This is a genomic window from Sphingomonas sp. UBA978 (assembly GCF_002292295.1).
Classification (GTDB): domain Bacteria; phylum Pseudomonadota; class Alphaproteobacteria; order Sphingomonadales; family Sphingomonadaceae; genus Sphingomonas.
The window spans coordinates 441127-464525 of record NZ_DBBS01000020.1; the positions used below are offsets into that span (position 1 = coordinate 441127).

Annotated in this window: 21 protein-coding genes; 9 read left to right on the plus strand and 12 right to left on the minus strand. The window is 67.7% G+C overall.

Features of this window, described 5'->3' with window-relative positions:
• Positions 1-2 precede the first annotated feature (2 nt).
• Positions 3-1391 (plus strand): APC family permease, encoded by a 1389-nt coding sequence (locus B2515_RS14565; protein WP_293877479.1) that lies wholly within the window; start codon positions 3-5, stop codon positions 1389-1391.
• Between the two features lie 13 nt (positions 1392-1404).
• A complete protein-coding gene (locus tag B2515_RS14570; RefSeq protein WP_293877481.1) occupies positions 1405-2178 on the plus strand; it encodes a polyphosphate kinase 2 family protein in 774 nt (257 codons plus the stop codon).
• A 3-nt stretch (positions 2179-2181) separates the two neighbouring features.
• On the opposite strand, the gene B2515_RS14575 is transcribed toward B2515_RS14570, so the two are convergent.
• Genes B2515_RS14575 through B2515_RS14585 form a run of 3 tightly spaced genes read right to left on the minus strand, consistent with a single transcriptional unit; the run spans position 2182 to position 4515 of the window.
• Positions 2182-3555 (minus strand): glutamate--cysteine ligase, encoded by a 1374-nt coding sequence (locus B2515_RS14575; protein WP_293877483.1) that lies wholly within the window; start codon positions 3553-3555, stop codon positions 2182-2184.
• Positions 3556-3601: 46 nt separating this feature from the next.
• Complete coding sequence (locus B2515_RS14580) at positions 3602-4342, minus strand: 16S rRNA (uracil(1498)-N(3))-methyltransferase (protein ID WP_293877485.1); 741 nt, start codon at positions 4340-4342, stop codon at positions 3602-3604.
• The gene (locus B2515_RS14585; protein WP_293877487.1) at positions 4339-4515 is read right to left on the minus strand and encodes a hypothetical protein; all 177 of its coding nucleotides are present in this window, start codon (positions 4513-4515) and stop codon (positions 4339-4341) included. Before B2515_RS14585 ends, B2515_RS14580 begins: the two co-directional genes overlap by 4 nt.
• A 102-nt stretch (positions 4516-4617) precedes the next feature.
• Between B2515_RS14585 and ubiA the strand changes: the two genes are divergently transcribed.
• The 4 genes from ubiA (at position 4618) to B2515_RS14605 (ending at position 7974) form a co-directional block, all read left to right on the plus strand.
• On the plus strand, positions 4618-5526 hold the full coding sequence (gene ubiA / locus B2515_RS14590; RefSeq protein ID WP_293877489.1) for a 4-hydroxybenzoate octaprenyltransferase: 909 nt from the start codon (positions 4618-4620) through the stop codon (positions 5524-5526).
• Between the two features lie 65 nt (positions 5527-5591).
• Complete coding sequence (locus B2515_RS14595) at positions 5592-6941, plus strand: TldD/PmbA family protein (RefSeq protein WP_293877491.1); 1350 nt, start codon at positions 5592-5594, stop codon at positions 6939-6941.
• A complete protein-coding gene (locus tag B2515_RS14600; protein WP_293877493.1) occupies positions 6934-7722 on the plus strand; it encodes a 3'(2'),5'-bisphosphate nucleotidase CysQ in 789 nt (262 codons plus the stop codon). Before B2515_RS14595 ends, B2515_RS14600 begins: the two co-directional genes overlap by 8 nt.
• A 105-nt stretch (positions 7723-7827) precedes the next feature.
• Positions 7828-7974: a lmo0937 family membrane protein gene (locus B2515_RS14605; protein WP_293877494.1), complete on the plus strand. Its 147-nt coding sequence runs from the start codon at positions 7828-7830 to the stop codon at positions 7972-7974.
• Between the two features lie 40 nt (positions 7975-8014).
• Here the strand turns inward: B2515_RS14605 and B2515_RS14610 are convergent, their stop codons facing one another.
• The 5 genes from B2515_RS14610 to B2515_RS14630 form a co-directional block, all read right to left on the minus strand.
• Positions 8015-8815 carry a LytR/AlgR family response regulator transcription factor gene (locus B2515_RS14610; RefSeq protein ID WP_293877496.1) on the minus strand — a complete coding sequence of 267 codons (801 nt, stop codon included), beginning with the start codon at positions 8813-8815 and terminating at the stop codon, positions 8015-8017.
• Positions 8812-9924, minus strand: coding sequence for a sensor histidine kinase (locus B2515_RS14615; RefSeq protein WP_293877498.1), 1113 nt, complete (start codon positions 9922-9924; stop codon positions 8812-8814). The genes B2515_RS14610 and B2515_RS14615 overlap by 4 nt, the downstream gene beginning before the upstream one ends.
• 103 nt (positions 9925-10027) lie before the next feature.
• Positions 10028-13498: a TonB-dependent receptor gene (locus tag B2515_RS14620; RefSeq protein ID WP_349676253.1), complete on the minus strand. Its 3471-nt coding sequence runs from the start codon at positions 13496-13498 to the stop codon at positions 10028-10030.
• A 25-nt stretch (positions 13499-13523) separates the two neighbouring features.
• Positions 13524-15671 (minus strand): NAD-dependent DNA ligase LigA, encoded by a 2148-nt coding sequence (gene ligA, locus B2515_RS14625; RefSeq protein ID WP_293877500.1) that lies wholly within the window; start codon positions 15669-15671, stop codon positions 13524-13526.
• Between the two features lie 40 nt (positions 15672-15711).
• Complete coding sequence (locus tag B2515_RS14630) at positions 15712-16011, minus strand: hypothetical protein (protein ID WP_293877502.1); 300 nt, start codon at positions 16009-16011, stop codon at positions 15712-15714.
• Between the two features lie 116 nt (positions 16012-16127).
• On the opposite strand from B2515_RS14630, the gene B2515_RS14635 reads away from it, so the two are divergent.
• A complete protein-coding gene (locus B2515_RS14635; RefSeq protein ID WP_293877504.1) occupies positions 16128-17102 on the plus strand; it encodes an SDR family oxidoreductase in 975 nt (324 codons plus the stop codon).
• A gap of 71 nt (positions 17103-17173) precedes the next feature.
• Here B2515_RS14635 and recN read toward each other — a convergent pair whose 3' ends face one another.
• Both recN and B2515_RS14645 read right to left on the minus strand, forming a co-directional pair.
• Positions 17174-18832 carry a DNA repair protein RecN gene (gene recN, locus B2515_RS14640; protein WP_293877506.1) on the minus strand — a complete coding sequence of 553 codons (1659 nt, stop codon included), beginning with the start codon at positions 18830-18832 and terminating at the stop codon, positions 17174-17176.
• 87 nt (positions 18833-18919) lie between these two features.
• A complete protein-coding gene (locus B2515_RS14645; protein ID WP_293877508.1) occupies positions 18920-19888 on the minus strand; it encodes an outer membrane protein assembly factor BamD in 969 nt (322 codons plus the stop codon).
• A gap of 91 nt (positions 19889-19979) precedes the next feature.
• Between B2515_RS14645 and B2515_RS14650 the strand changes: the two genes are divergently transcribed.
• Complete coding sequence (locus B2515_RS14650) at positions 19980-20804, plus strand: class I mannose-6-phosphate isomerase (protein WP_293877510.1); 825 nt, start codon at positions 19980-19982, stop codon at positions 20802-20804.
• Between the two features lie 48 nt (positions 20805-20852).
• On the plus strand, positions 20853-22058 hold the full coding sequence (locus tag B2515_RS14655; protein ID WP_293877512.1) for a glycosyltransferase: 1206 nt from the start codon (positions 20853-20855) through the stop codon (positions 22056-22058).
• Here the strand turns inward: B2515_RS14655 and B2515_RS14660 are convergent.
• The gene (locus tag B2515_RS14660; protein WP_293877665.1) at positions 22040-22408 is read right to left on the minus strand and encodes an Mth938-like domain-containing protein; all 369 of its coding nucleotides are present in this window, start codon (positions 22406-22408) and stop codon (positions 22040-22042) included. The genes B2515_RS14655 and B2515_RS14660 overlap by 19 nt on opposite strands.
• 10 nt (positions 22409-22418) lie before the next feature.
• On the minus strand, positions 22419-23393 hold the full coding sequence (gene secF, locus B2515_RS14665; RefSeq protein ID WP_293877514.1) for a protein translocase subunit SecF: 975 nt from the start codon (positions 23391-23393) through the stop codon (positions 22419-22421).
• Between the last annotated feature and the right edge of the window lie 6 nt (positions 23394-23399).

A 23399-nucleotide genomic window follows, 5' to 3' on the forward strand; every position in this document is an offset into this window, starting at 1 on the left:
CGATGTTAGACGACCAGATGCAGCCCCAGCCGCCGACCCCGCTCGTCCGCAGCCTCGGCGTCACCGGCGTCTTGTTCCTGACGCTGTCGGTCGCGACGCCGGCATCCTCGGTCTTCGTCATCATCCCGGGCATGCTGCAGGTCGCCGGTACGGGGGCGGTCTGGGCGATGATCCTTGCCGGGATCGTCTGCGTCGCCACCGCCTTCGTCTATGCGGAACTGTCGAGTGCCTGGCCGGTCGCCGGAGGCGAATATGTCGCGGTCGCCAAGACGCTGGGACCACTCGCCGGCTTCGTCATGCTCGGCGTGAACGTCTTCAACAACCTGTTCTTCCCCCCAGTAGCCGGCCTGGGCATCAGCGCGGTGCTGTCGACCGTCTGGCCCGGCTTGCCGGAGGTGCCGGTGGCGGTCGCCGTCGTCGCCGCCTCGACCTTCGTCGCGTTGCTGCAGATTCGTATCAACGCCTGGGTCACCGGCCTCTTCCTCCTGGGGGAGGTGCTGGCGCTGGTCGCGATCGTCGTGCTCGGCTGGAGCGACAGCGTCCGCCCGTTCACCGCCTTCCTGACCGCGCCGGTGATGCCGCAGGCGGCCTCCCTGGTCCCCGCGTCGCCCGCGGCGATCGGACTGGCGACGTCGATCGCGATCTTTGCGCTCAACGGCTATGGCGCCGCGGTCTATTTCGGCGAGGAGATGCGCGAACCCTCGCGCCTGATCGCCAGGGCGATCCTCGCCAGCCTCGTCCTCACCCTGCTGTTCGAGATCGTGCCGATGGTGGCGGTGCTGATGGGCGCGCCCGACCTCCACGCATTGCTCACCGCCGACGATCCGTTCGGGCTCGTCGCGCGGATGCGAGGTCAGGGCTGGCTGGCGGATGCGATCGCGATCGGGGTGGTGATCGCGATCGTCAACGCGATCATCGCCTGCATCCTCGCCTGCTCGCGCTTCTTCTACGGCACCGCGCGCGACGGCAGCTGGGGGCGCCCGCTCGACCGCTGGATGACGCAGATCCACCCGCGCTTCGGCTCGCCGTGGATCGGCACGCTGATCGTCGGCGGGGTGGGGGTGGCCTGCTGCTTCCTGCCGCTGACGTTGCTGCTGGTGCTCAGCGGCACCGGGCTCGTTGCCATCTATGCCGGCATCGCGGTCGCGGCGATGGTCGGGCGGCGCAGCGGTGCGACCGCGCACGCGCGCTATCGCATGCCGCTTTACCCGCTCGCGCCGGTCATCACGCTGATCGCACTGGTCTATGTCGTCTGGACGAGCTGGCTCGATCCGGACGAGGGGCGCCCCGGCTTCATCATGACGGCCGCGCAGATCGCGGGGTCCGCCGCTTATTACTGGTTCGTCCTGCGTCCACGCGGCGCCTGGAACGTTCACGTCCCCGAGGAATGACAAGGAGCGCGTCGTGATCGATCTGGCCGATTTCGAGAAGAACAAACCCTATAAGGGCCATTACAAGCGCGATCTCGCCGTGTTGGAGGATCGGCTCGAACGGATTCTCGTCGCGCATATCATCCATGGCCGCCGCGCGGTGGTGATGCTCGAAGGCTGGGATGCGGCGGGCAAGGGCGGCATCATCCAGCGCCTCACCGCCGAATGGGACCCGCGTCATTTCGAGGTCCATCCCATCTCAGCACCGACCGCGATCGAGAAGGCGCAGGACTTCCTCTGGCGCTTCCGCAACCGCCTGCCCGAGCCGGGCGACATAACCATCTTCGATCGCAGCTGGTACGGCCGCGTCCTCGTCGAGCGGGTCGAGAAATATGCGAGCGACGACGAATGGCGCCGCGCTTATGACGAGATCAACGCTTTCGAGGCCGAACTGGTCGAAAGCGGCACGACCCTCATCAAGCTGTTCGTCCACGTCTCGCAGAAGGAGCAGGACAGGCGCCTCAAGGACCGGCTCGACGACCCGTGGAAGCGCTGGAAGACCGGGCTCGATGATTACCGCAACCGTTCCCGGCGCGAGGATTATCTGTCGGCGATGCACGACATGTTCGCACGGACCGACACAGGCGGCGCACCCTGGGTGGTCGTCAACGGCAACGACAAGAAGGCCGCGCGCATCCATGCGCTGACCGCGGTGGCGGACCAGCTCGAAGCGCATGTCGACATGACGCCGCTGCCGCTCGACCCGGAGCTGGAGCGGGTGGCGAAGGCGGCGCTGGGGCTGGACTGACCCCTAGAAGCTAGCCTCGCCATAGACGCGGCCGAGATCGCCGGCCCATTCGCCGTTGTAGCGGTCGAGCAGCACCTGCGCGGGCACCTTGCCCGACCGCACGATCTCGCGCAGCGGGTCGAGGAACCCGGTTTCGTTGTCGCCCATCGCATTGGCGCGCCCGCGCGCCGCCAGTCCGGCATGCGCGATATCGAGCACCTGACCGGCGATATCGCCCAGCCGTCCGCCACCCGGCAACGGCGCATCCAGCGCCAGCTTCGGCACCGCATCGCGCAGCGTCTGCCGATCCTCCAGGCTCCAGTCCTTGACCAGATCCCAGGCCGCATCGAGCGCGGCATCGTCGTACAGAAGCCCGACCCAGAAGGCCGGCAGCGCGCAGATCTTGTTCCACGGCCCGCCATCCGCGCCACGCATCTCGAGGAAGGTCTTGAGCCGCACCTCCGGAAAGGCGGTGGACAGATGGTCGTTCCAGTCGTCGAGGCTGGGCTTCTCGCCCGGCAGGACGGACAGTTCGCCCTTCAGGAAGTCGCGGAACGACAGGCCCGCCGCATCGATATAGCGCCCCTCGCGGTAGACGAAGTACATGGGCACATCGAGCATATAGTCGGCATAGCGCTCATAGCCGAAGCCGTCCTCGAACACGAACGGCAGCATGCCGGTGCGTGCCGGATCGGTGTCCGACCAGATATGGCTGCGGTACGACAGGAAGCCGTTGGGCTTGCCCTCGGTGAATGGCGAATTGGCAAACAATGCCGTCGCCAGCGGCTGCAATGCGAGCCCGACGCGAAACTTCTTCACCATGTCCGCCTCGGACGCATAGTCGAGGTTCACCTGGATCGTGCAGGTCCGCAGCATCATGTCGAGGCCCATGGAGCCGACGCGTGGCATGTGGCGCAGCATGATCGCATAGCGCCCCTTGGGCATGATCGGCAGTTCGTCGCGGCGCTTGTCGGGCCACATGCCGAGGCCGAGGAAGCCGATCCCCAGCTTCTCGCCCGCCGCCTTCACCTGCTCCAGATGCCGGCCGGTCTCGGCGCAGGTCTGGTGCAGATTGTCGAGCGGTGCGCCCGACAGTTCGAACTGTCCCGCCGGCTCGAGGCTGACGCTGCCGTCGGCGCCGTTCAGCGCGATCAGGTTGCCGCCTTCCTCGACCGGCAGCCAGCCATATTGCTGCAGCTCGATCAGCAGCGCCCGGATGCCGCCCGCTTCGCCCCAGCTCGGCGCGCCATGGTCGCCGTTCCGATAGACGAACTTCTCGTGCTCCGTACCGATCCGCCACCGGTCGCGCGGCTTTTCGCCCCTGGCGAAACTGGCGATCAGCTGGTCCCGCGACTCGATGATCGGCGAGTCCTTGGCGCTTTCGGTCTTGGTCGTCATGAGCGCGCCCTTACGCGCGGATCAACGGGTACGCCAGCCAGACTTCCTACCAGTCGCCGATCGCCGCCATCCACAGCGATACCGCCGCCGCGGCCGCGGTGTCGGCGCGCAGGATGCGCGGCCCGAGGCTGATCGCAACCCCTTGATCCAGCGCGCGAATGGCCTGCCGTTCGTCATCGGTGAAGCCGCCCTCCGGCCCGATCAGGATCGCCGCCGGACCGGGATGCGCGCGCATCACTTCCATGGCCGGGGCGCCGCCCGCCTCGTCGGCGAAGAACAGGTGGCGCTCGCGCGGCCAGTCGCGCAGCAGCGCGGCGAGCTTCACCGGCTCGGCGAGGCTCGGCAAAGCGGTACGCGCGCATTGTTCGGCCGCCTCGATCATGTGACTGCGCAGTCGTTCGGTCTTCGGGCGATCGACGATCGTGCGCTGGGTGATGACCGGCACCAGCCGGTCGACGCCGAGCTCGCACGCCTTCTCGGCGAGCCAGTCGACGCGCCCCTTCTTCAACGGCGCCGCGCACAACCACAGGTCCGGCACCGGCTCGCGCGGGCGTAGGAGTGTCGACACGTCCACAATGAGGTCGCGCTTGCCGACCTGCGCCGCAGTGGCGAGCCATTCGCCGGTCACGTCGTCGAACAGCTTCACCGGATCGCCCGGCGCCATCCGCATCACCGACACTAGATAATGCGCCGCCGGCCCATCGATCCGCAGCGGACCTGCAGCGAGCGGCTGCTCGACGAACAGGCGTGGGGTCGATTGCGGCGGCCAGGCCGGTGTCGCGGTCATGGTCGCTCTCCCTTTCGCTTCTGACGCGCCCATAATTTGCGCGCGACGATCCAGGCGAGCAAGGATGCCGCCGCGACGGCGACGACCGCAACGGTGACCACCCCCGCGACGCGCAGGATCGCCCAGAACAGCGCCTCCACGAACCGCCCGACGGCCACCGATAACCCGATCATCGCCTGCGAGTGCCGCAAGTTCGCGGCGATAGCGAGGCAAAAGCCGAACCCGCTCGAAAAGCCTGCTTGCCGCCAAGGCCCGCCCCGCGGCAAAGGCAGGGCATGTCAGCCGAGATCGTCCCCGACAGCGAACACCGCGGCCTCGTCGCCCGCCTGCCGTCCTCGCTGCGGGGACTGGCGCTGCTCGCCCGGTTCGACCGGCCGATCGGCTGGTGGCTGCTGTTCTGGCCGGGGGCATGGGCGGTGGGGCTGGCCGGCGGCCTCCCGCAGCGCTGGCCGCTGATCCTGTGGATCCTCGCCGGCAGCATCGCGATGCGCGGCGCCGGCTGTGTCTACAACGATATCGTCGATCGCGATCTCGATGCGCAGGTTGCCCGTACGCGCGCGCGTCCCATCCCCAGCGGCCTCGTATCTCTAAAGCTCGCCTGGGCGTGGCTGCTCGCCCTGTGCCTCGTCGGCCTCGTCGTGCTCGTCCAGCTACGCGGCATTGCCCAAATCGTATCGCTCGCCAGCATCGCGCCGGTCGCGGCCTATCCGTTCATGAAACGCATCACCTGGTGGCCGCAGGCATGGCTCGGCCTCGTCTTCTCCTGGGCGGCGCTGGTCGGGTGGAGCGAGGTGGCCGGCGACCTCTCGCTGCCGATGTGGCTGCTCTACGCCGGCTGCATCGCCTGGGTGATCGGCTATGACACGATCTACGCCTTGCAGGATCGCGAGGACGATGCGCTGATCGGCGTCCGCTCGTCGGCCTTGCGGATGGGCGCGCACGTCAGGGGCGGCACCGCAGCCTTCTACACCGCCGCCATCGCCCTCTGGGGCGCGGCGCTGTGGCTGGTGCGGCCCGATCCGCTCGTCCTGCTCGCGCTGGCACCGATGGCCGTGCATCTCGGCTGGCAGGTCGCGACCCTCCGTCCCGCGGATGGCCGCAACCCGCTCGACCGCTTTCGCAGCAACCGCTTCGCCGGCCTGCTGATGTTCCTCGCTTGTGCGGTCGTCGGTACGTCGCTGTGACGCCGGCACGATTCGATCGCGCGCAGGGCCTAGCATCGCCGGCGCCACGCCCTTAAGTCGGGGCGATGCTGACCCCAGATCAGGCGCGGGACCGCGCCGCCGATATCGTTTCCCGCGCCACGAGAGCCGGCGCGGATGCTGCCGACGCCGTCTTCGCCGCCGATGCCTCGCTCGACCTGTCCGTACGGTTGGGCGCGCTGGAGGACGTCGGCCGGTCCGAAAGCGAGGAACTCGGCCTGCGCGTCTTCGTCGGCCGTCGTTCGGCGAGCGTGTCGACCTCCGACCTTTCCGGCGATGCGGTTGCCGCGCTGGTCGAGCGCGCCGTGGCGATGGCGCGTGAGGCGCCGGAGGATCGATGGTCGGGCCTCGCCCCGCAGGACCGGCTGATGCACGGCGCGCCGCCGCTGCTCGATCTCGACGACGGCGGCACGCTGACGCCGACCGAATTGCGCGAACTGGCGCTGGCGGCCGAGGATGCGGCGCGCGCGGTGCCCGGCGTCACCAACAGCGAGGGCGGCGGGGCGAGCGCGTCGCGTTCGGTCTGGGCGCTCGCGACCAGCCACGGCTTCGCCGGTGCCTATGCCGCCACCGCTTACAGCCTTTCGGCCAGCGTCCTCGCCGGCGATGCCGCGGCCGGCATGGAGCGCGATTACGCGCATCATGCCGCCCGCAAGCGCGCGCATCTCGAAAGCGCCAAGGAGATCGGCCGCCGCGCCGGCGAACGCGCGGTGGCGCGGATCAATCCCGGCCGCGTCACCAGCGGGGCGATGCCCGTCGTCATGGACCCGCGCGTCGGCGCATCGCTGCTCGGTCATCTGACGGGATCGATCTCGGGGCAGGCGATCGCGCGCAAGACCAGCTTCCTGCTCGACGCGCTCGGCACGCAGGTCTTCGCCTCCGGCGTCACGATCCGCGACGATCCGCATCGTCCGCACGGCCTGCGCTCGCGGCCGTTCGATGGCGAGGGCCTGCCGGTGTCGCCGGTCGCATTGATCGAGAACGGCATGCTCGAAACATGGCTGCTCGACAGCGGCTCGGCGCGGCAGCTCGGCCTCGAACCGACCGGCCACGCCGCCCGCGGCGTCGGCGGCTCCCCCGGCGTGTCGCCGAGTAACCTCTACATGCAGGCCGGCACTATCCCGGTCGCCACGCTGATCGAGGACATCGCCGACGGCGTCTACGTCACCGAATTGATCGGCCAGGGCGTCAACGGCGTCACCGGCGATTACAGTCGTGGCGCGGCGGGTTTCCGTATTGTGGGCGGGCAGATCGCCGGGCCGGTTGCGGAATTCACCATCGCGGGCAACCTCAAGGATATGTTCCGCGCGCTGACGCCGGCCAACGATCTGGAGTTCCGCTACGGCACCAACGTGCCGACATTGCGCATCGACGGGATGACCGTCGCGGGTGGCTGATCCGCGCGCCGATCTGACCGCAGCGGTGGCGCAGGTCGCGCATGAGGCCGGGCAGATGGCGCTCGCCCGCTGGCGTACCGATTTCTCGCGCTGGGAGAAGACGCCCGGCAGCCCGGTATGTGAGGTCGATCTCGACGTCGATCGTATGCTGCGGGCGCGGCTGGAGGGATTGCTCCCCGATGCCGGCTGGCTGTCCGAAGAGACGGTGGACAGTCCCGAGCGGCTGTCGCAGTCTCGGGTCTGGGTCGTCGATCCGATCGACGGCACGCGCGACTATATCCGCGGGCGCGAGGGCTGGGCGGTGTCGATCGCGCTGGTCGAGGATGGTCGTGCGACGATCGGCGTGCTCGACGCCCCCGCGCGCCGCGAACGGTGGAGCGCGACGGCGGGGCAGGGGGCGCAGCGCAACGGGATGCCGCTCCACGCGGGAAACCGCACGATCCTCGATGGCGCCCGGGTGCCGACCGACGCCTTGCCCAAGATCGACCGCCACCTGACGATGGTCCACAAGCCCAACTCGATCGCGCTGCGGATGGCGATGGTGGCGGCGGACGAAGCCGATCTGGTCGCGACACTGCGCTGGGGCAACGAATGGGACATCGCTGCGGCGGCGGTGATCGCGGCGGAGGCCGGCGCGGCCGTCACCGATGCCGTTGGTGCGCCGCTGCGCTACAACAAGCCGAACCCGACCGCATTCGGGGTGATGGTGGCCGCACCCGGCATTCACGCCGCCGCCGTCGACTGGCTGGCCCCGCGGGCGCAGGCAATCCTGTCCGCCTGATCGGCCGCACTTCGTCGCGTCGGGCCGAACTCGCATCGCCTGCGTAACGTTTTATTGCCCGACGCCGGCCCTGTCGGTCAGGCGCTCGGGAAGGGACCCTGTACGATGTTGTGGACGATCGCCGTAATCCTGCTGATCCTCTGGCTGCTGGGCTTCTCGCTCCACGTCGCCGGCGGACTGATCCACATCCTGCTGGTGATCGCGATCATCGTCGGCCTCGTCCAGCTCTTCACCGGTCGTCGCTCGATCTAGTCCGCGAGGACGGTCCTCACGGCGAGGACCGTCCCACCGATCAGTGGACGAAGCGCGCCACCACGTCGCGATAGCTACGGCTGACCTTCACGCTCGCACCCGAATCGAGCACCAGGAAGCACTCGCCATTGGTGTGCGGCTTGACCTGCTTGACCAGATCCAGGTTGACGATCGTCGAGCGATGCACCCGCTGGAATCGTCGAGGGTCGAGCCGCTTTTCCAGATCCTTCATCGTCTCGCGCAGGATCAGCGTGTTGTCGCCGGTGTAGATGCACATGTAATCGCCCGCCGCATCGATCCGCTCGATCGTGTCGACGTCGACGCGGAAAATCTGGCCGCGATCCTTGATATTGATGAGCTTTTCGAAGCGATTGGCGCTGACCGCATCACCGCCGTCGACCATGTCCGCGGCGGCTTCCGGCGCATGCTCGGCGAGCACCTCCTTCAGCTTCTCGACCTCTTCGACGCCCCGCTTCTCGCTGAGCCTTTGCCGCACCCGCTCGATCGTGTCGGCAAGCCGCGCTTCCTCGACGGGCTTCATCAGATAGTCGACCGCCTGCGCCTCGAACGCGCGCAGCGCGTGGTCGGAATAAGCGGTGACGAACACGAACAGCGGCGGCTCGACCTCCATCAGCCCTTGCACCACCGAAAAGCCATCGAACCCGGGCATCTGGATGTCGAGAAAGACGAGGTCGGGCTTGTGCGTCTTGATCGCCCGGATCGCCTCGCGGCCGTTGGAGCATTTCTCGATGATCTCGATATCATCATGTGCCTGGAGCCTGAGCTCCAGGCCCTGGATCGCGAGTGGTTCGTCGTCCACCAGGATGGTTCTGATCGTCATGCGGCCTCTCTACTCAGATCGTCGAGCTGGAAGGGAATCTCGATCTCCACCGAAAAGCCTCCAGCCGGCGCGGTACGCGTCTCGAAACGGTGGTCCGGGCCATAAGCCTGCACCAGCCGCTCCCTAATATTGGGGAGACCTACGCCGGTTGAAAGGCTTGGCATCGGACGACCGTCCTGCAAACCCGGTCCGGTGTCGGATACGCCGATCTGCACGCGATCCCCGGCGAGCCGCACGCGAACGCAGATTTCCGCGCCTTCCTCCTGCGTGCTGACCGCATATTTGATCGCATTCTCGACCAGCGGCTGGAGCAGCAGCGAGGGAAGGCGGGCGCGTTCGGCGGCCTGGTCGATCTCGAACTTCGGCCGCAGCCGCTCCTCGAACCGCATCTTCTCGATCTCGAGATACAGTTTCAGCGTCTCCACCTCCTGCGCCACCGTGACGTGCGCGGTCGGTTCGTTGGCCAGCGTATACCGCAGGAACGACGACAGCCGGCTCAGCATCGCATTCGCCCTTTCGGTCTGCTTGAGCAGCACCAGCGTCGAGATCGAATTAAGCGTGTTGAACAGAAAATGCGGGTTGAGCTGGTAGCGCAGCATCGCCAGCTGCGCCGAGGACGCCTGGTTCTCCAGATGCTGCATCTGGTCGATCTGATCCTCGACGATCAGGTAGAAATTGATCCCGAAATACAGCGCCGACCAGCCGAACAGTGCGGTGAAGGTGACGTAGAAGGCGGCGAGCAGGCGCGGCAGCGTGACTCCGGGCTGGCCGTTCTGGATCAGCGACCAAGTGAAGGCGTCGAGGAACGCCCAGAACAGCGTCGCGCCGGCGAAGGCGACGATCGTCAGGATCAGCCCCGGTACGCGCGGCAGGCCCCGGAAATAGCCGTAGAACGTCGAGAGCAGCAGTGTCACGCAATAGCCCGTGATCGCCTCGACGAGCACGGGGATAATCGCCTCCAGCGACAGGTTGGTCAGCGACGACGCGCCGCGGAGCAGCAGATAGCCGGTCCAGCCGACCGCCTGCAACGTCCAGAACGCACGGCTCTTGTTCTCGAAAAACGGACGCACGTTGAGCGCCGGGCGGTGTGGGGCGGGAAGGGTCGCCATGTCGCCGCGGTCTCTACACGCGCCGGGCCAAGGGTGCAAAAAAGAAGGGCCGCCGCTCCCGGTGAGGAGCGGCGGCCCGGTGAGCCGTAAAGCGATGCCCTCGTTAGAACGAGAAGCGGGCGCCGATACGGACGAGGTAGAGCGAGTTGTTGATGCTCGTGAACCCCGTGCCGGGCGTGCGGTAGCTGGAATAGCGATACTGCGCGCACGCCTGCGAGGTGTTTGCTGCTACGGTGCCGGCCACGCCGGTAGCTGCCGGGGCGGTGAGGCACTGCACCTGCACGACCGGAGCATATTGCGGGAATGCGAGCTGGCGCAGGCCACCCCAGTCGCTGTTCAGCAGGTTCGGCAGGTTCTCGATGTCGCCGAAGATCGACAGGCGCGATTTGCCGATGAACGTCGGGATCTCCTGCTCGAGGTGAAGATCGATACGCGTGAAGGCGCGATTGCGGTCGATGTTCCGCGCCGCGATCTTGCCGCGATAGTCCTTCAGCTTCGTGCTCTCGATCAGGCCGTTGAGCGCATTGGCCGTATCGGCGGTGTCGTAGCTGACCAGCGGATCGGTGGTGCTGGTCGGCACATAGAGCAGGAACCGCTGATCGGAGTTGGTGCCGAGGCCGGGGCCACCGATCGTTCCGAACACCGACGAACGGCCGTTGACCGGGCTCTGCATGGTGTAGCTGAACGGGCGTCCTGCCCGCGTCTCGCCGAAGAGCTGGATCGTCGTCTTATAGTCGCCAAAGAAGGCATGGTCGAAACCGACGTTATACTTGAACGCCCATTTCGTCTGGTCGGCGGACGTTCCCAGCGTCGCGTTGTTGGGATCCGACATCGCGACGTTGAAATAATTGGACGACGCCGTCGACGACGCAGCCGGGCTGACGTCCTTCACGTCCTGATAGGTGTAGCTGCCGCCGAACGACAGGCCCCAATCGAACTCCTTGTCGAAATGCGCCACGAAGATGTGGCTCCGGCCCTTCGTCGTATTGGTGAGCAGGATGTCCTGGTTGGTATCTGCGAAGGTCGTACGGCTGCCATAGCGAGGACGGCCGTCAGGCAGCGTACCGATGACGACCGAACGCAGGTCCGTGAACGTCACAGCCTGATTGGTCTTCGTGTACAGATACGTCGCGCCGACATTGAACCCGAACAGCTTATAGTCTGCCGACGCGGTGAGTTTTGTCACCGACGGCAGCTTGAAATCCTGCGCAAGCGCATTGGTCGGCGCGGGGTTGCCACCTGCGGGCGTGTTGGCGAGGTACGAACTGATCGCCGCCGGGATCGACGTTCCCGATACGTTGTTCAGGCCGGCCGTGCAGAGCGCGGCATTGGCGCCCACGTAGGTTGCGGTGCAGGTGGAGGTCGCGAGCGAGCCCGGCACCGTGCCAGCTACCGCTGCCGCACGCGTCATCGTGGTGATGCGGTTGGTCAGGACACCGGTGTTCGAATAGCTGTTCGACAGATAGATGTCCGGCGAGCCGCCGCCAAAGACCGCCGCGGATGCGCGGATCGACAGGTCATGCACCGGCTTCCACTGCGCGCTGATGCGCGGCTGCCAGTTGTCGAGACCCTTGTAGGTCTTGGTGTTGTAGAACCCATAGCGATTGAAGAACGACGTGTTCGCTGCCACCGGCGAACGCTGCGCGTACAAGTCGTACCGCACGCCATACGTCAGCTGCAGCGCATCCGTGACTTCCCACGTGTCCTGCAAACCGAACGTATACTGCTGGTAGCGGAAGTCCGACGCCGCGTCCGTCGGATTGAGCGACACCGCATTGGCATAGTCGAACTGCGATGCGGAACGATTCTGGAAATCCGCGATCGAGTCGAAATAATAGGCGCCGTTTAGGCGCTGCAGGAAATAGTTGAAGGTCCGCTTGGCGTTCACTTCCGCCAGCACCTTAATTTCGTGGCCTTCCGCGGTGTAACGCGCCTGGATCGAACCGCCCCAATTGTCGAAGAACAGCTGGTTGGCCTGACGGCTGATGTCCGGTCCGAAGATGACCTGCGAATTGCCGGTGCCGCAATTGCTTACGGAATTGGTCCCGGAAACGACGCTGGTCGGCGCCGTACATACGGAAAACTGGGCAAAATTCGTGCCGAGCAACGGGTCCTGACCAACCTTGTTGTACTGGTACAGGAATCGGGTTTCGGTCGAGAAGTTGTCCGTCCAGTCGGAATTCAGCTGGGCGATACCCGACCGCAGCAGAACGCTGCGCTGGTAATAGTTCGACGCTAGACCGACCGCAGGCGTGGTCGTCGACTGGCTCGTGCCCTGAGCGACGGTGCTCGATTCATAGGCGTTGATGTACGACAGAGAGAGCTTCTGGCGATCGGTGATATTCCAGTCGATCCGGCCGACGATCTTTTCGTCCTTCTGGTTGTTGATCGACGTGAACGCGCCCGGGTTGTAGCCATACACGCTCTGGGCGATCGAGCTGATCTGATCGACCTGAGCCTGCGTGACGCCGGGCACCTGCGTAATGCTGGTCGTGGCGAGCGGGCGGGGATCGGTGTTGCGCTCCGCCGACACCATGAAGAACAGCTTGTCGGCGATCAGCGGCCCGGAAAGCGTCGCGCCGTAGGTTTCGGAATTGTAATCCGGCAGATTGTTGACACGTTCCGAACCGATCCGCCTGCCCTGCCAATCGTCACGGCTCTGCGAATAGAAGCCAGTGCCGTGGAACTCGTTCGTTCCCGACAACAGCACGGTGTCGATTGCACCGCCCTGGAAGTTGCCCTGACGGATATCGACCGGGGCGATGGATACCGACACCTGACCGATGGCGTCGAACGGCACGGGGCCGCGACCGGTCGGGTTGGCGTCCGAGTTGAGGCCGAAGCTGTCGCCGACCTGCACACCGTTGATGGTGAAGCGGTTGAAGCGCGGGTTGACGCCACCGAAGCTCACCGCACGGCTGTTCGTCAGGTCGAGGGTCGCCAGCGGGTCACGACGTTCGATGTCGCGAATGTCGCGATTGACCGAGGCGACCTTGCGGATGTCTTCCTGGGTCAAAACCGTACGCAGCGCCGTACCCACCGTTCCGGCACCCGCGATCGAGCGTGCGGTCACGACGATGTCGCCGCCGGCCTCGGCGCCTGCGGTCAGGTCGACCGGCAGCTCATATGCCTGCTGCGAGATCGTGAAGATGTCGGTGACGGTGGTGTTGCCCTGCGGGCTCGTCACTTCGACGGTGAAGGGGCCGCCGACTCGCAGGCCCGTCTGCGTGAACGATCCGTCCGTACCGGTCGTCGTCTGGGCGCGCGTGTTCGAGGGGACGTTGATGACGACCACCGTCGCGCCCGCGACGGGCGCGCCGTTCGCGGTCACGGTGCCGCGGATCGTCGAGGTCGTCTCCTGGGCGGATGCGGCAGCCGGCGCGATGAGCGCGACCGCGGCCACCCCTAGGAAAAGGTTGTTTCGCATTTCGTTATGTCCCCTTTGAGCATCTGCTCGGAATCGCGGCCCGGATCTTTTGCCGTCGCCGCGCCCCTGCGCTTGCAGTATTTCTGTTCCGTGACAGTTGCCAGTCGCGTTTGGTTCCACGCAAAAGTCGTTGATTGTGCGTTGCAAAAAAGCAACGCTCGGCTAGCGCATACTATACCGTTTCGGCCACGATTTCCGCCCATTGGGCCTCGCTGATGACCTCCACCCCCAGGTCGCCCGCCTTCTTCAGTTTCGACCCTGCATCTGCGCCGGCGATGACCATGTCGGTCTTGGCGGAAACAGAGCCCGACACGCGCGCGCCCAGCGCCTCGGCCTGTGCCTTGGCCTCGTCGCGGCTGAGCGTTTCGAGCTTGCCGGTGAAGACCAGCGTCTTGCCGCTAACCCGCGAGGCGCGCGTTTCCCAGACGACGTCGGCGGGGCGGACCTGGCGCAGCAGGTCGAACACGGCGGCGTGGTTGTGAGGTTCGGCGCAAAAGCCGATCAGCGCGCCGGCGACCTCGGGTCCGATGCCCGGCGTCTCGATCGCAGTGACCAGCAGTTTGTCGCGGCGCAGGACGAACTTGCGGTCGGTCTCGCCGATCACCGGCTGCGTCTGCCGGTGGAGAAACACCGCGTGGCGTAGCATCGCGCCCAGCGCGCGTGCCGAGCGATAGCGGCGGGCGAGGTCGCGCGCGGTGATCTCGCCGACGTGGCGGATGCCGAGCGCGAACAGGAAGCGGTCGAGCGCGATGGTGCGGCGAGCCTCGATCGCGGCGATGACGTTCGCCGCCCACACCCGTCCGTCCTTCTTCCGCGCGGCGAGCTGCTCCTCGGTCAGGCGAAAGATGTCGGCCGGCGCCTGGATCAGCCCGTCGGTGAAGAACGCCTCGATCAGCGTCGCGCCGAGCCCGGTGATGTCGAAGGCATGCCGCGAGACGAAATGGATCAGCCGCTCGACGCGCTGCGCCGGACAGATCAGGCCGCCGGTACAGCGATAGACGACCTCGCCCTCCTCGCGCTCCACCGCCGATCCGCAATCGGGGCAGGCGCGGGGGAAGGGCCAGGCCGGGCGATCCGTGTCGGGGGTGAGGTTCTGGACGATCTGCGGGATGACGTCGCCGGCGCGCTGCACGACGACGCGGTCGCCCTCGCGTACGCCTAGCCTTTCAATTTCGTCGGCGTTGTGGAGGGTCGCGTTGGTGACGACGACCCCGCCGACCGTCACCGGCTCCAGCCGCGCGACCGGGGTCAGCGCGCCGGTGCGGCCGACCTGGATGTCGATCCGCTCCAGCGTGGTCTGCGCCTGTTCGGCCGGAAATTTGTGCGCGATCGCCCAGCGGGGCACGCGGCCGACGGTGCCGAGCCGCTCCTGCCAGTCGAGCCGGTCGAGCTTGTAGACGACGCCGTCGATATCGAACGGCAGGTCGGCGCGCTGCGCCTCGATCGCGCGATAGGTGCCGAGCGCCGCCCCGGCATCGCCGGCCTCGGCGATATTCGGGCGCACCGGCGCGACCAGGTCGTCGTCGGCGACGCGGAACCCCCATGCGCGGATGCGCCGCATCATCTCCGCCTGCGTCGACGCGGGCAGCGCGCTGTGATCGCCCCAGCCCCAGGCGAAGAAGCGCAATGGCCGGCCGGCGGTGACCTGCGGGTCCTTCTGGCGGAGCGACCCCGCCGCGGCGTTGCGCGGATTGGCGAACTGGCGCGCCTTCGCCGGGTCCTCGGCCTCGTCGCGCAATCGTGCGTTGAGCGCGGCAAACGCCGGTTTCGCCATATAGACCTCGCCGCGGATTTCGAACACGGCAGGGGCATCGGGCAGCGACACCGGGATGTCGGCGATATGGCGGACATTGGCGGTGACGTCCTCGCCGATCCGCCCGTCGCCGCGGGTCAGCGCCTGTTCCAGCACGCCGTCGACGTAGCGCAGGGAACAGGAGAGGCCGTCGATCTTGGGTTCGGCGGTGAGCATCACCGGTTCGTCGTCGTCGAGCTTCAGGAACCGGCGGATGCGCCCGACGAATTCGGCGACGTCCACGTCGGCGAAGGCATTGTCGAGGCTGGTCATCGGCCGCGCGTGGGGGGCCTTGGCGAGATGTGCGGCGGGGGCGGCGCCGACCTGCCGGCTCGGCGAATCGGCACGGACGAGATCGGGAAACGCCGCCTCCAGCGCATTGTTGCGGCGGACGAGCGCGTCATAGTCCGCGTCCGAAATCTCGGGCGCATCCTCGGTATGATAGCGCCGGTTGTGGTGGGCGATCGTTTCAGCGAGCGACGCCAGTTCGTCGGCAGCCTGCTGGGGCGTCTTCGGCAGATCGGTCATGCCGCCGGGGTAGGAGAGAGCAGGCCGGTCCCGCAAGACCTCACAGCCACCAGAACGGGCAGGCGGACGCCACCGCCGCACCGACGACCAGCGGCGCGATCGCCATGCGCCAGTCGAAGGTGCTCATCGTCTCGATCCCCTTGCGCAGCACATATAGCGCGGCGATCGCCGCGGCCGCGGTCCACGCCAGCCACCAGCCCGCATCGGCCGGCCAGCGCCAGAGCAGCATCCCCGCCAATCCGATGGCGCCGATCAGCCCGACCGCCGAGACCAGCGTCAGGACCGCGCCGAGCGGCAGCATCGCCAACGCGATGCGGGATTCGATATCGCGAGCGGTCATCGGCGCTCCCCCTCGCTGCCGGCCATGGCATTGGCAAGTCACATCATTTGTCCGGCACGGATGAACCATCCGGCGCCACCGGCGATTGTGGCGGGGACAATTCGGGAGCTTCCGCCATGACCGACCAGACCAACCGCCGCGACCTGTTCAAGGGCGCCGCCGTCGCCGGTGTCGCCGCTGCCGCGGTACCGGCCTTTGCGCAAACCCCGGCGCCCGCGTCCGATCCGCAGACGAAGTACACCAGCCAGCCGTTCCCGGAGCAGCGGCAGAAATGGCCGGCGTTGCAGCGGGACATGAAGCCGGTGCCGGACTGCGGCGAGACGAGCTATCGCGGATCGGGCCGGCTCACCGGACGCAAGGCGCTGGTCACGGGCGGCGATTCGGGCATCGGTCGGGCCGCGGCGATCGCCTTCGCGCGCGAGGGCGCCGACGTCGCGATCAATTACTATCCGACCGAGGAGCCGGACGCGCAGGACGTCGCGCGCCTGCTCCGCGGCGAGGGGCGCAAGGTCGTGCTGATCCCGGGCGACCTGACCGACGAAAAATTCTGCCGCGACCTGATCGCGCGCGCCAATCGCGAACTCGGCGGGCTCGACATCCTCGTCAACAACGCCGCCTATCAGCAGTCCAAGGCCTCGATCGCGGACATCAGCGCCGAACAGTTCGACCGGACGATGAAGACCAATCTCTATGCGATGTTCCACCTGTCGAAGGCGGCGCTGCCGTTGATGAAGCCGGGCGCCTCGATCATCAACACCGCCTCGGTCAATTCGGTCGATCCGGGCGAGGAACTGCTCGACTATGCGACCACCAAGGGCGGCATCCTGATCTTCACCAAGGGGCTGGCGAAGCAGGTCGCCAAACAGGGGATCCGCGTCAACGCGGTCGCGCCGGGACCCGTGTGGACGCCGCTGCAGGTCGCGGGCGGACAATTGCCGGGCAAGATGGGCGAGTTCGGGCAGGACACCCCGCTCGGCCGCGCCGGCCAGCCGGTCGAACTCGCCGGGCTCTACGTGGCGCTGGCGGACCCGGCGATCAGCTTCACCAGCGGCAGCGTGTTCGGGGCGACCGGCGGTACCGGCACGCTCTGACCGATCAGCGGCTCCGTCGCGCCGGATCATGTCCGGGCGACGGGGCGATCGGGAGGGGGGCAGCGCCCGGCTTACGCCGTCTCCAGCAACCGTTCCGCCTGCGCACGCGCCTCGTCGGTCACCGTCGCCCCCGACAGCATGCGGGCGATCTCCTCGCGGCGTTCCGCCTCGCCGAGGACGCGGACGCCGGTGCGGGTGACAGTGCCGTCGTGGCTCTTGGCGATCAGCAGATGCTCGGCACCGCGCGCCGCGACCTGCGGCGAATGGGTGACGACGAGCAACTGGGTATGCTCCGCGAGGCGCGCGAGCCGTTCGCCGATCGCGCTGGCGACCGCACCGCCGACGCCGCGGTCGATCTCGTCGAAGATCATCGTCGCCGCGCCGCCTTCTTCGGCCAGCGCCACCTTGAGCGCGAGGATGAAGCGCGACAGCTCGCCGCCCGACGCGATCTTGGCGAGCGGCGCGAACGGCGCGCCGGGGTTGGTCGCGATCTCGAACTCGACGCGGTCCTTGCCGTGCGACGACCAGCCGTCCCGCGGCGCGGTGACGACCACGGTCCGGAACCGCGCGGCATCGAGCTTCAGCGGCGCCAGCTCCCCCGCGACCGCCGCGTCGAGTCTCTCGGCGGCGGCATGGCGGCGCAGCGACAGCACGTCCGCCGCGGCATCGTAATCGGCGCGCGCCGCGGCGACGGCGGTTTCGAGCAGGGCGATGCCGTCCTCGCCCGCATCGAGCCGTTCGAGCTTCGTGCGTAGGTCTTCGGTCAGCGCCGTGAGATCGTCCGGCTGGACGCGGTGCTTGCGCGCCATCCCGCGCAATTCGAACAATCGCGCCTCGTCATCCTCCAGCGCGCGGGGATCGAAGGCGAGGTCGCGACGCGCCTCGGCCAGTTGGTCCTCCGCCGCCGATGCCTCGATCACCGCGCGGTCGATCGCCGCCAGCGCCTCCGCCAGCGCGGCATGGTCACCCGCGACCCGCTCCAGCACCCGCGCGGCCTGGCGCAAGCGGGCGAGGCCGCCGTCGGACCCTTCCAGATACGTATCGATTGCGGCGAGATCGTCGGCGACCTTCTCGGCGCGCTGCATGCCGCGACGCTTGTCGGCAAGCGCCTCTTCCTCGCCGGGCTCGGCGGCGAGCGCGGTGAGTTCGCCGACCGCATGTTCCAGCCATTCGCGATCGCGCGCCGCGGTTTCGATCTCCGCCTGCACGGTGGCGAGTTGCGCCTCGGCCGCACGATACGTCGCCCAGGCCCGGGCGGTGTCGCCCGGATCAACGCGGCCGAACGCATCGAGCAGCGCGCGATGTCCGCGTGGGTTGAGCAGGCCGCGATCGTCGTGCTGGCCGTGGATCTCGACGAGCATCGGCGCCATCTCGCGCAACAGCGCGGCCCCGGCGGGCTGGTTGTTGACGAAGCCGCGACTGCCGCCATCCGCCTTGACGATCCGGCGGATGAGCAGCGGTTCGCCGGGCTCGATCTCGACGCCATTGTCGTCGAGCACCGCGGCGAGCGGGCCGGTCGGAGGATCGAAAGTGGCGGTGACGACCGCCTGAGTCGCGCCGTGGCGGACCAGACCGGTCTCGCCGCGACCGCCGAGCGCGAGGCCCAGCGCATCGAGCAGGATCGACTTGCCCGCACCGGTCTCGCCGGTCAGCACGTCGAGCCCCGCTCCGAATTCCAGATCGAGCGCCTCGATCAGCACCACATCGCGAATGGACAGCGCAGTCAGCATCGCCGCCGGTATAGCGTGCCTTGCGGCGATGTTGATCCTTAAATGTTCTGTTTCCGCGCGAAAGTGCGGACGCGCCGGCCCGTTTCGTCAGGTCGTCGGCGTTTCCGTCGTCGGTACCGGCGCGCCGGTGGTGCCGCCGCTCGGCGCGACCGGGGTCGGCGGCGCGGGCGCTTCCGCCTTGGGCGTCGCCGTGCCGGACTGCCCCGGCAGCGACAGCGTCTGTGCGCCCGGCGTACCGACCGGCACGATCTGCTGCCCGGGCGGAACCGGCGCGACGGCCTGCGGCGGATGCTTCTGCATCAGCTTGTACGCCTGATCGTACCACGGCGTGCCGGGATAGTTCGCGCCGAGCACCGCGGTCGCTTTCTGCGCCTCGTCGGGCAGGCCGAGCGACAGATAGCTCTCGGTCAGGCGCATCAGCGCCTCGGGCGTGTGGGTGGTCGTCTGATATTTGTCGATGACGGTGCGGAAGCGCAGCGTCGCCGACAGCCACTGGCCGCGCGTCTCGTAGAAGCGACCGATTTCCATCTCCTTGCCGGCGAGGTGATCGTTGACGAGGTCGATCTTCAGCCGCGCGTCGGAGGCATAGCGCGTGTTCGGATAGCGGCGGGTCAGCTCGCCGAGCGCATTCAGCGCCTGCAGCGTGATCTTCTGGTCGCGCGTGACGTCGCGGATCTGTTCGTAATAGCTGAGCGCGACGAGGTAATAGGCGTACGGCGCGTCGCGGTTGCCCGGATGGACCGACAGGAAGCGCTGCGCCGACTGGATGCTCTCGGTATAGTCGCGATTGAGGTAATAGCTGAACGCGCTCATCAGCTGCGCGCGGCGGGCCCAGACCGAATAGGGATGCTGGCGCTCGACCTCGTCGAACAGCACCGCCGCCTCCTTGTACCGCGCCTGATCGAGCCGCTTGCGCGCGGTCGAATAGAGCGTGCCGACGTCGCGGGCGACATAGGGCAGGTCGGATTTCGCGCGATTGCGGGCGCAGCCCGCGATGGGAAGCGCGAGGACGGCGATCAGCGCTGCGGCAAGCGCCTTGGACTGTGGGGTACGCATCGGCTAAGGCTCTTAGCGTAAGCCCGGCCTTGCGAACAATCCCTTCCGTCGCACGTTGGCGCTCACTGGTTTCGATCACGAAAGGACCCGCATGCCTGCTACGTTGCTCCACACCCATCGCGTCGAAAAGCCGTGGGGCCGGCACGACCTGGGCTTCGGGTTCGAGGATGCGCCGAAGGACGGCGAGCCGGTGGGCGAGATCTGGTTCCAGGAACCGGGCGACACGACGCCCGACCTGCTCATCAAATATCTCTTCACCGGCCAGAAGCTGTCGGTGCAGGTCCATCCCGACGACGAACAGGCGCATGCCCGCGGCCTGCCGCGCGGCAAGGACGAATGCTGGACGATCCTGGCGGCGCGACCCGATTCGACGATCGCGCTGGGGCCGAAGGCGCCGATGACCGCCGAACAGCTCCGCGCCGATGCGCAGGACGGCTCGATCGAGGCCGACCTCGACTGGGTGCCGATCAAGGTCGACGATTTCTATTATGCGCCGTCAGGCACGATCCACGCGATCGGCGCCGGGCTGACGCTGATCGAGGTGCAGCAGAATTCGGAGACGACCTACCGCCTCTACGATTACGGCAGCGATCGTGAATTGCACCTCGATGACGGAGTCGCGGTGTCGCACCTGACCCCCTATCAGCCGATCACCTCGCCGGGTCCGGCAGGCGAGGGGCGCGACATCCTGGTCGAGGGGCCGAAGTTCGTGCTGGAGCGCTGGACGGGCGGGACGCGCGACGTCGCGCTCGCCGATGGCCAGACCGGATGGCTGGTCCCGATCAGCGGGTCGGGCGAGGTCGCCGGCGTCGCGTTCAGGGCGGGCGAATGCGTCACCGTCACCGGCAGCGAGACGGTGACGACGAGCGCCGACGCCGACCTGCTGTTCGCCTATCCGGGGACCCGGCGAATCTGACCCCCCGGGAGAGGATGCGTTAACCCCGAAGCATTAGCGTATCCGCGCATGCTTCGGGTCCTGACGCTCTCTTCCCTGTTCCCGGACGCGACGCGGCCCAATTTCGGCATCTTCGTCGAACGGCAGACCGCCGGCCTTGCCGCGACGGCGGGCGTCGAGGTCAGGGTGGTGGCGCCGATCGGCCTGCCGCCCGGCCCGCTCGCGCTGATCCAGCACGCCGAAAAACTGTCGCTGCCGGCACGCGAGACGTGGCGCGGGCTGGACGTGTTCCGGCCTCGCTTCACCAGCATTCCGGGCGTCGGCGGGCGGTGGCACGTCCATCACCTGCTCCGCGCGCTCGAACCGCTGCTCGATTCGATCCGCCGCGATTTCCCGTTCGACGTGATCGATGCCTCCTTCTTCTTTCCCGATGGTCCCGCCGCGGTGGCGCTCGGTGCGCGGTATGGCGTGCCGGTGTCGATCAAGGCGCGCGGTGCCGACATCCAATATTGGGGGACGACCGGTCCGACCGCGGCGCAGGTCGTCGCGGCAGGGCAGGCGGCGGACGGCGTGCTCGCGGTCAGCGCGGCGATGCGCGCCGACATGGCGTCGATCGGCATCCCGCACGAGCGCATCCGCGTCCATCATACCGGCGTCGACCTGGATCGCTTCCGGCCGGTGGATCGCCGCGCCGCAAAGGCCGCTTTGGGCATCACCGGGCCGCTGGTGCTGTCGCTTGGCGGCCTGATCCCGCGCAAGGCGCATCATCTCGTCCTGCGTGCGGTCGCGGCGTTGCCCGGCACGACGCTGGCGATCGCCGGCAGCGGGCCGGAGCGCGCCCGGCTGGCTGCGCTGGCAGCGGAACTCGGCGTCGCGGATCGCGTGCGCCTGCTCGGCGGCATCCCGCATGCGGACCTGCCGGCGATCATCGGCGCCGCCGACGTGATGGCGCTTGCCTCGACGTCGGAGGGGCTCGCCAATGCGTGGCTGGAGGCGCTGGCCTGCGGTACGCCGATCGTCATCTCGGATGCCGGCGGTGCGCGCGAGGTGGTCCGAACGCGCGATGCGGGGCGAATCGTCGCGAGCAACCCGGCGAATATCGCGGTGGGCATCGCCGAAGTGCTCGCCAACCCGCCCTTGCCCGAAGCGGTGCGCGCCACGGCGGCCTCGTTCACGTGGGAGGCCAATCGCGCGGCGCTGGTCGATCATCTCACCGGGCTGGTCGCGCGGGGTCGCCGCAGGACGGTGCGCCGGGGTCAGGCGTCGAGAGGGTAGAGCGCGGCACCGATGACGCGGCCCTCGCCGCGCAGCACGCCCCAGGCGCGGGCGGCGGCACGGCTGTCCATCGCCTCGACGCCGATCTCCCGATCCTCCAGCGCGCGCACCAATGCGACCGGCGGGCGCACCAGCGCCGCACCGGTGCCGATCAGTACGAATTCGGGCGCCAGATCGATCAGCGACTGCAAGGCCGCTTCGGTCAGCGCATCGAGTGGCGGCGGCGTCCATTCCGCCGCCGTTTCGGGCGTCAGCAGCAATGCGCGATAGACCCGTTCGTCATCGACGCGAAAGCCGTTGCCGGCGAAGCCACGGACGATCGGTCCGCCGGCCTGCTGCTCCCGCTCCATCCGCATCGCGTCAGCCCTCCCGCGGGCCGACGCGCTCGGCATTGTCGACGCCGCCCCGGCGCGGCTTGTCGATGCCCTCCGGCTCGGCACGCAGGCCGAGCGTGATGAGCAGCGACGACGAGACGTAGATCGACGAATAGGTGCCGACGACGATGCCGAGGATCATCGCGGCGGTGAAGCCGCGCAGCACATGGCCGCCCAGCGCCAGCATCGCGACCAGCGCGAGCAGGATCGTGACCGAGGTCATGACCGTGCGCGGCAGCGTCTCGTTGACCGACAGGTTGATGATCTCGCGCATCTCCATCTTGCGATAGCGGCGCATGTTCTCGCGGATGCGATCGTCGATGACGATCTTGTCGTTGATCGAATAGCCGATGATGGTCAGCACCGCGGCGACGATGTTGAGGTCGAATTCGAACTGCGTCAGCGCGAAGAAGCCGACCGTCATCAGCAGATCGTGGACGATCGCGACGATGGTGGAGACGCCGAACTGCCATTCGAACCGCACGATCGCGAACAGGCCGATGCCGAGCACCGCGAGCACGACCGCGAGCACGCCGTTGCGGATCAGCTCGCCCGACACCTTGCCCGACACCGTCGAATAGCGGCTGAACGTCGCGCCGGGAAAGGCCTGCCCCAGCGCCGTCTCCACCTTCTTGACGACGGCGTTGGTCGCGCCCTCGTCGGCGCCCTCCTGCACGGGCAGGCGGATGACCAGGGTCTGGGGGCCGCCCTGCTGCTGGAGCGCGGCCTCGCCGACGCCGAGGCTGTCGACGACCGAGCGGACCTTGTCCTGATCGGGCGGGCTGGCGAACTTTTCCTCGATCATCAGGCCGCCGACGAAGTCGACGCCGAAATTGAGGCCCTTCACGCCGGTCAGTCCGACCGCGAGCAGGCTGAGCAGCAGGGTGAGCCCGAAGGCCCAGCCGCGCAGCGAAACGAAGTCGATATTGGTGTGATCGGGTACGATTTTCAGGAGGCGCATGTCTTG

Coding starts and splice junctions, on each gene's coding strand:
- B2515_RS14565 (WP_293877479.1), top strand. CDS start 3: ATGTTAGACGACCAGATGCAGCCCCAGCCGCCGACCCCGCTCGTCCGC.
- B2515_RS14575 (WP_293877483.1), bottom strand. CDS start 3,555: ATGACGACCAAGACCGAAAGCGCCAAGGACTCGCCGATCATCGAGTCG.
- B2515_RS14580 (WP_293877485.1), bottom strand. CDS start 4,342: ATGACCGCGACACCGGCCTGGCCGCCGCAATCGACCCCACGCCTGTTC.
- B2515_RS14585 (WP_293877487.1), bottom strand. CDS start 4,515: ATGATCGGGTTATCGGTGGCCGTCGGGCGGTTCGTGGAGGCGCTGTTC.
- ubiA (WP_293877489.1), top strand. CDS start 4,618: ATGTCAGCCGAGATCGTCCCCGACAGCGAACACCGCGGCCTCGTCGCC.
- B2515_RS14595 (WP_293877491.1), top strand. CDS start 5,592: ATGCTGACCCCAGATCAGGCGCGGGACCGCGCCGCCGATATCGTTTCC.
- B2515_RS14605 (WP_293877494.1), top strand. CDS start 7,828: ATGTTGTGGACGATCGCCGTAATCCTGCTGATCCTCTGGCTGCTGGGC.
- B2515_RS14610 (WP_293877496.1), bottom strand. CDS start 8,815: ATGACGATCAGAACCATCCTGGTGGACGACGAACCACTCGCGATCCAG.
- B2515_RS14615 (WP_293877498.1), bottom strand. CDS start 9,924: ATGGCGACCCTTCCCGCCCCACACCGCCCGGCGCTCAACGTGCGTCCG.
- ligA (WP_293877500.1), bottom strand. CDS start 15,671: ATGACCGATCTGCCGAAGACGCCCCAGCAGGCTGCCGACGAACTGGCG.
- B2515_RS14630 (WP_293877502.1), bottom strand. CDS start 16,011: ATGACCGCTCGCGATATCGAATCCCGCATCGCGTTGGCGATGCTGCCG.
- B2515_RS14635 (WP_293877504.1), top strand. CDS start 16,128: ATGACCGACCAGACCAACCGCCGCGACCTGTTCAAGGGCGCCGCCGTC.
- recN (WP_293877506.1), bottom strand. CDS start 18,832: ATGCTGACTGCGCTGTCCATTCGCGATGTGGTGCTGATCGAGGCGCTC.
- B2515_RS14645 (WP_293877508.1), bottom strand. CDS start 19,888: ATGCGTACCCCACAGTCCAAGGCGCTTGCCGCAGCGCTGATCGCCGTC.
- B2515_RS14650 (WP_293877510.1), top strand. CDS start 19,980: ATGCCTGCTACGTTGCTCCACACCCATCGCGTCGAAAAGCCGTGGGGC.
- B2515_RS14655 (WP_293877512.1), top strand. CDS start 20,853: ATGCTTCGGGTCCTGACGCTCTCTTCCCTGTTCCCGGACGCGACGCGG.
- B2515_RS14660 (WP_293877665.1), bottom strand. CDS start 22,408: ATGGAGCGGGAGCAGCAGGCCGGCGGACCGATCGTCCGTGGCTTCGCC.
- secF (WP_293877514.1), bottom strand. CDS start 23,393: ATGCGCCTCCTGAAAATCGTACCCGATCACACCAATATCGACTTCGTT.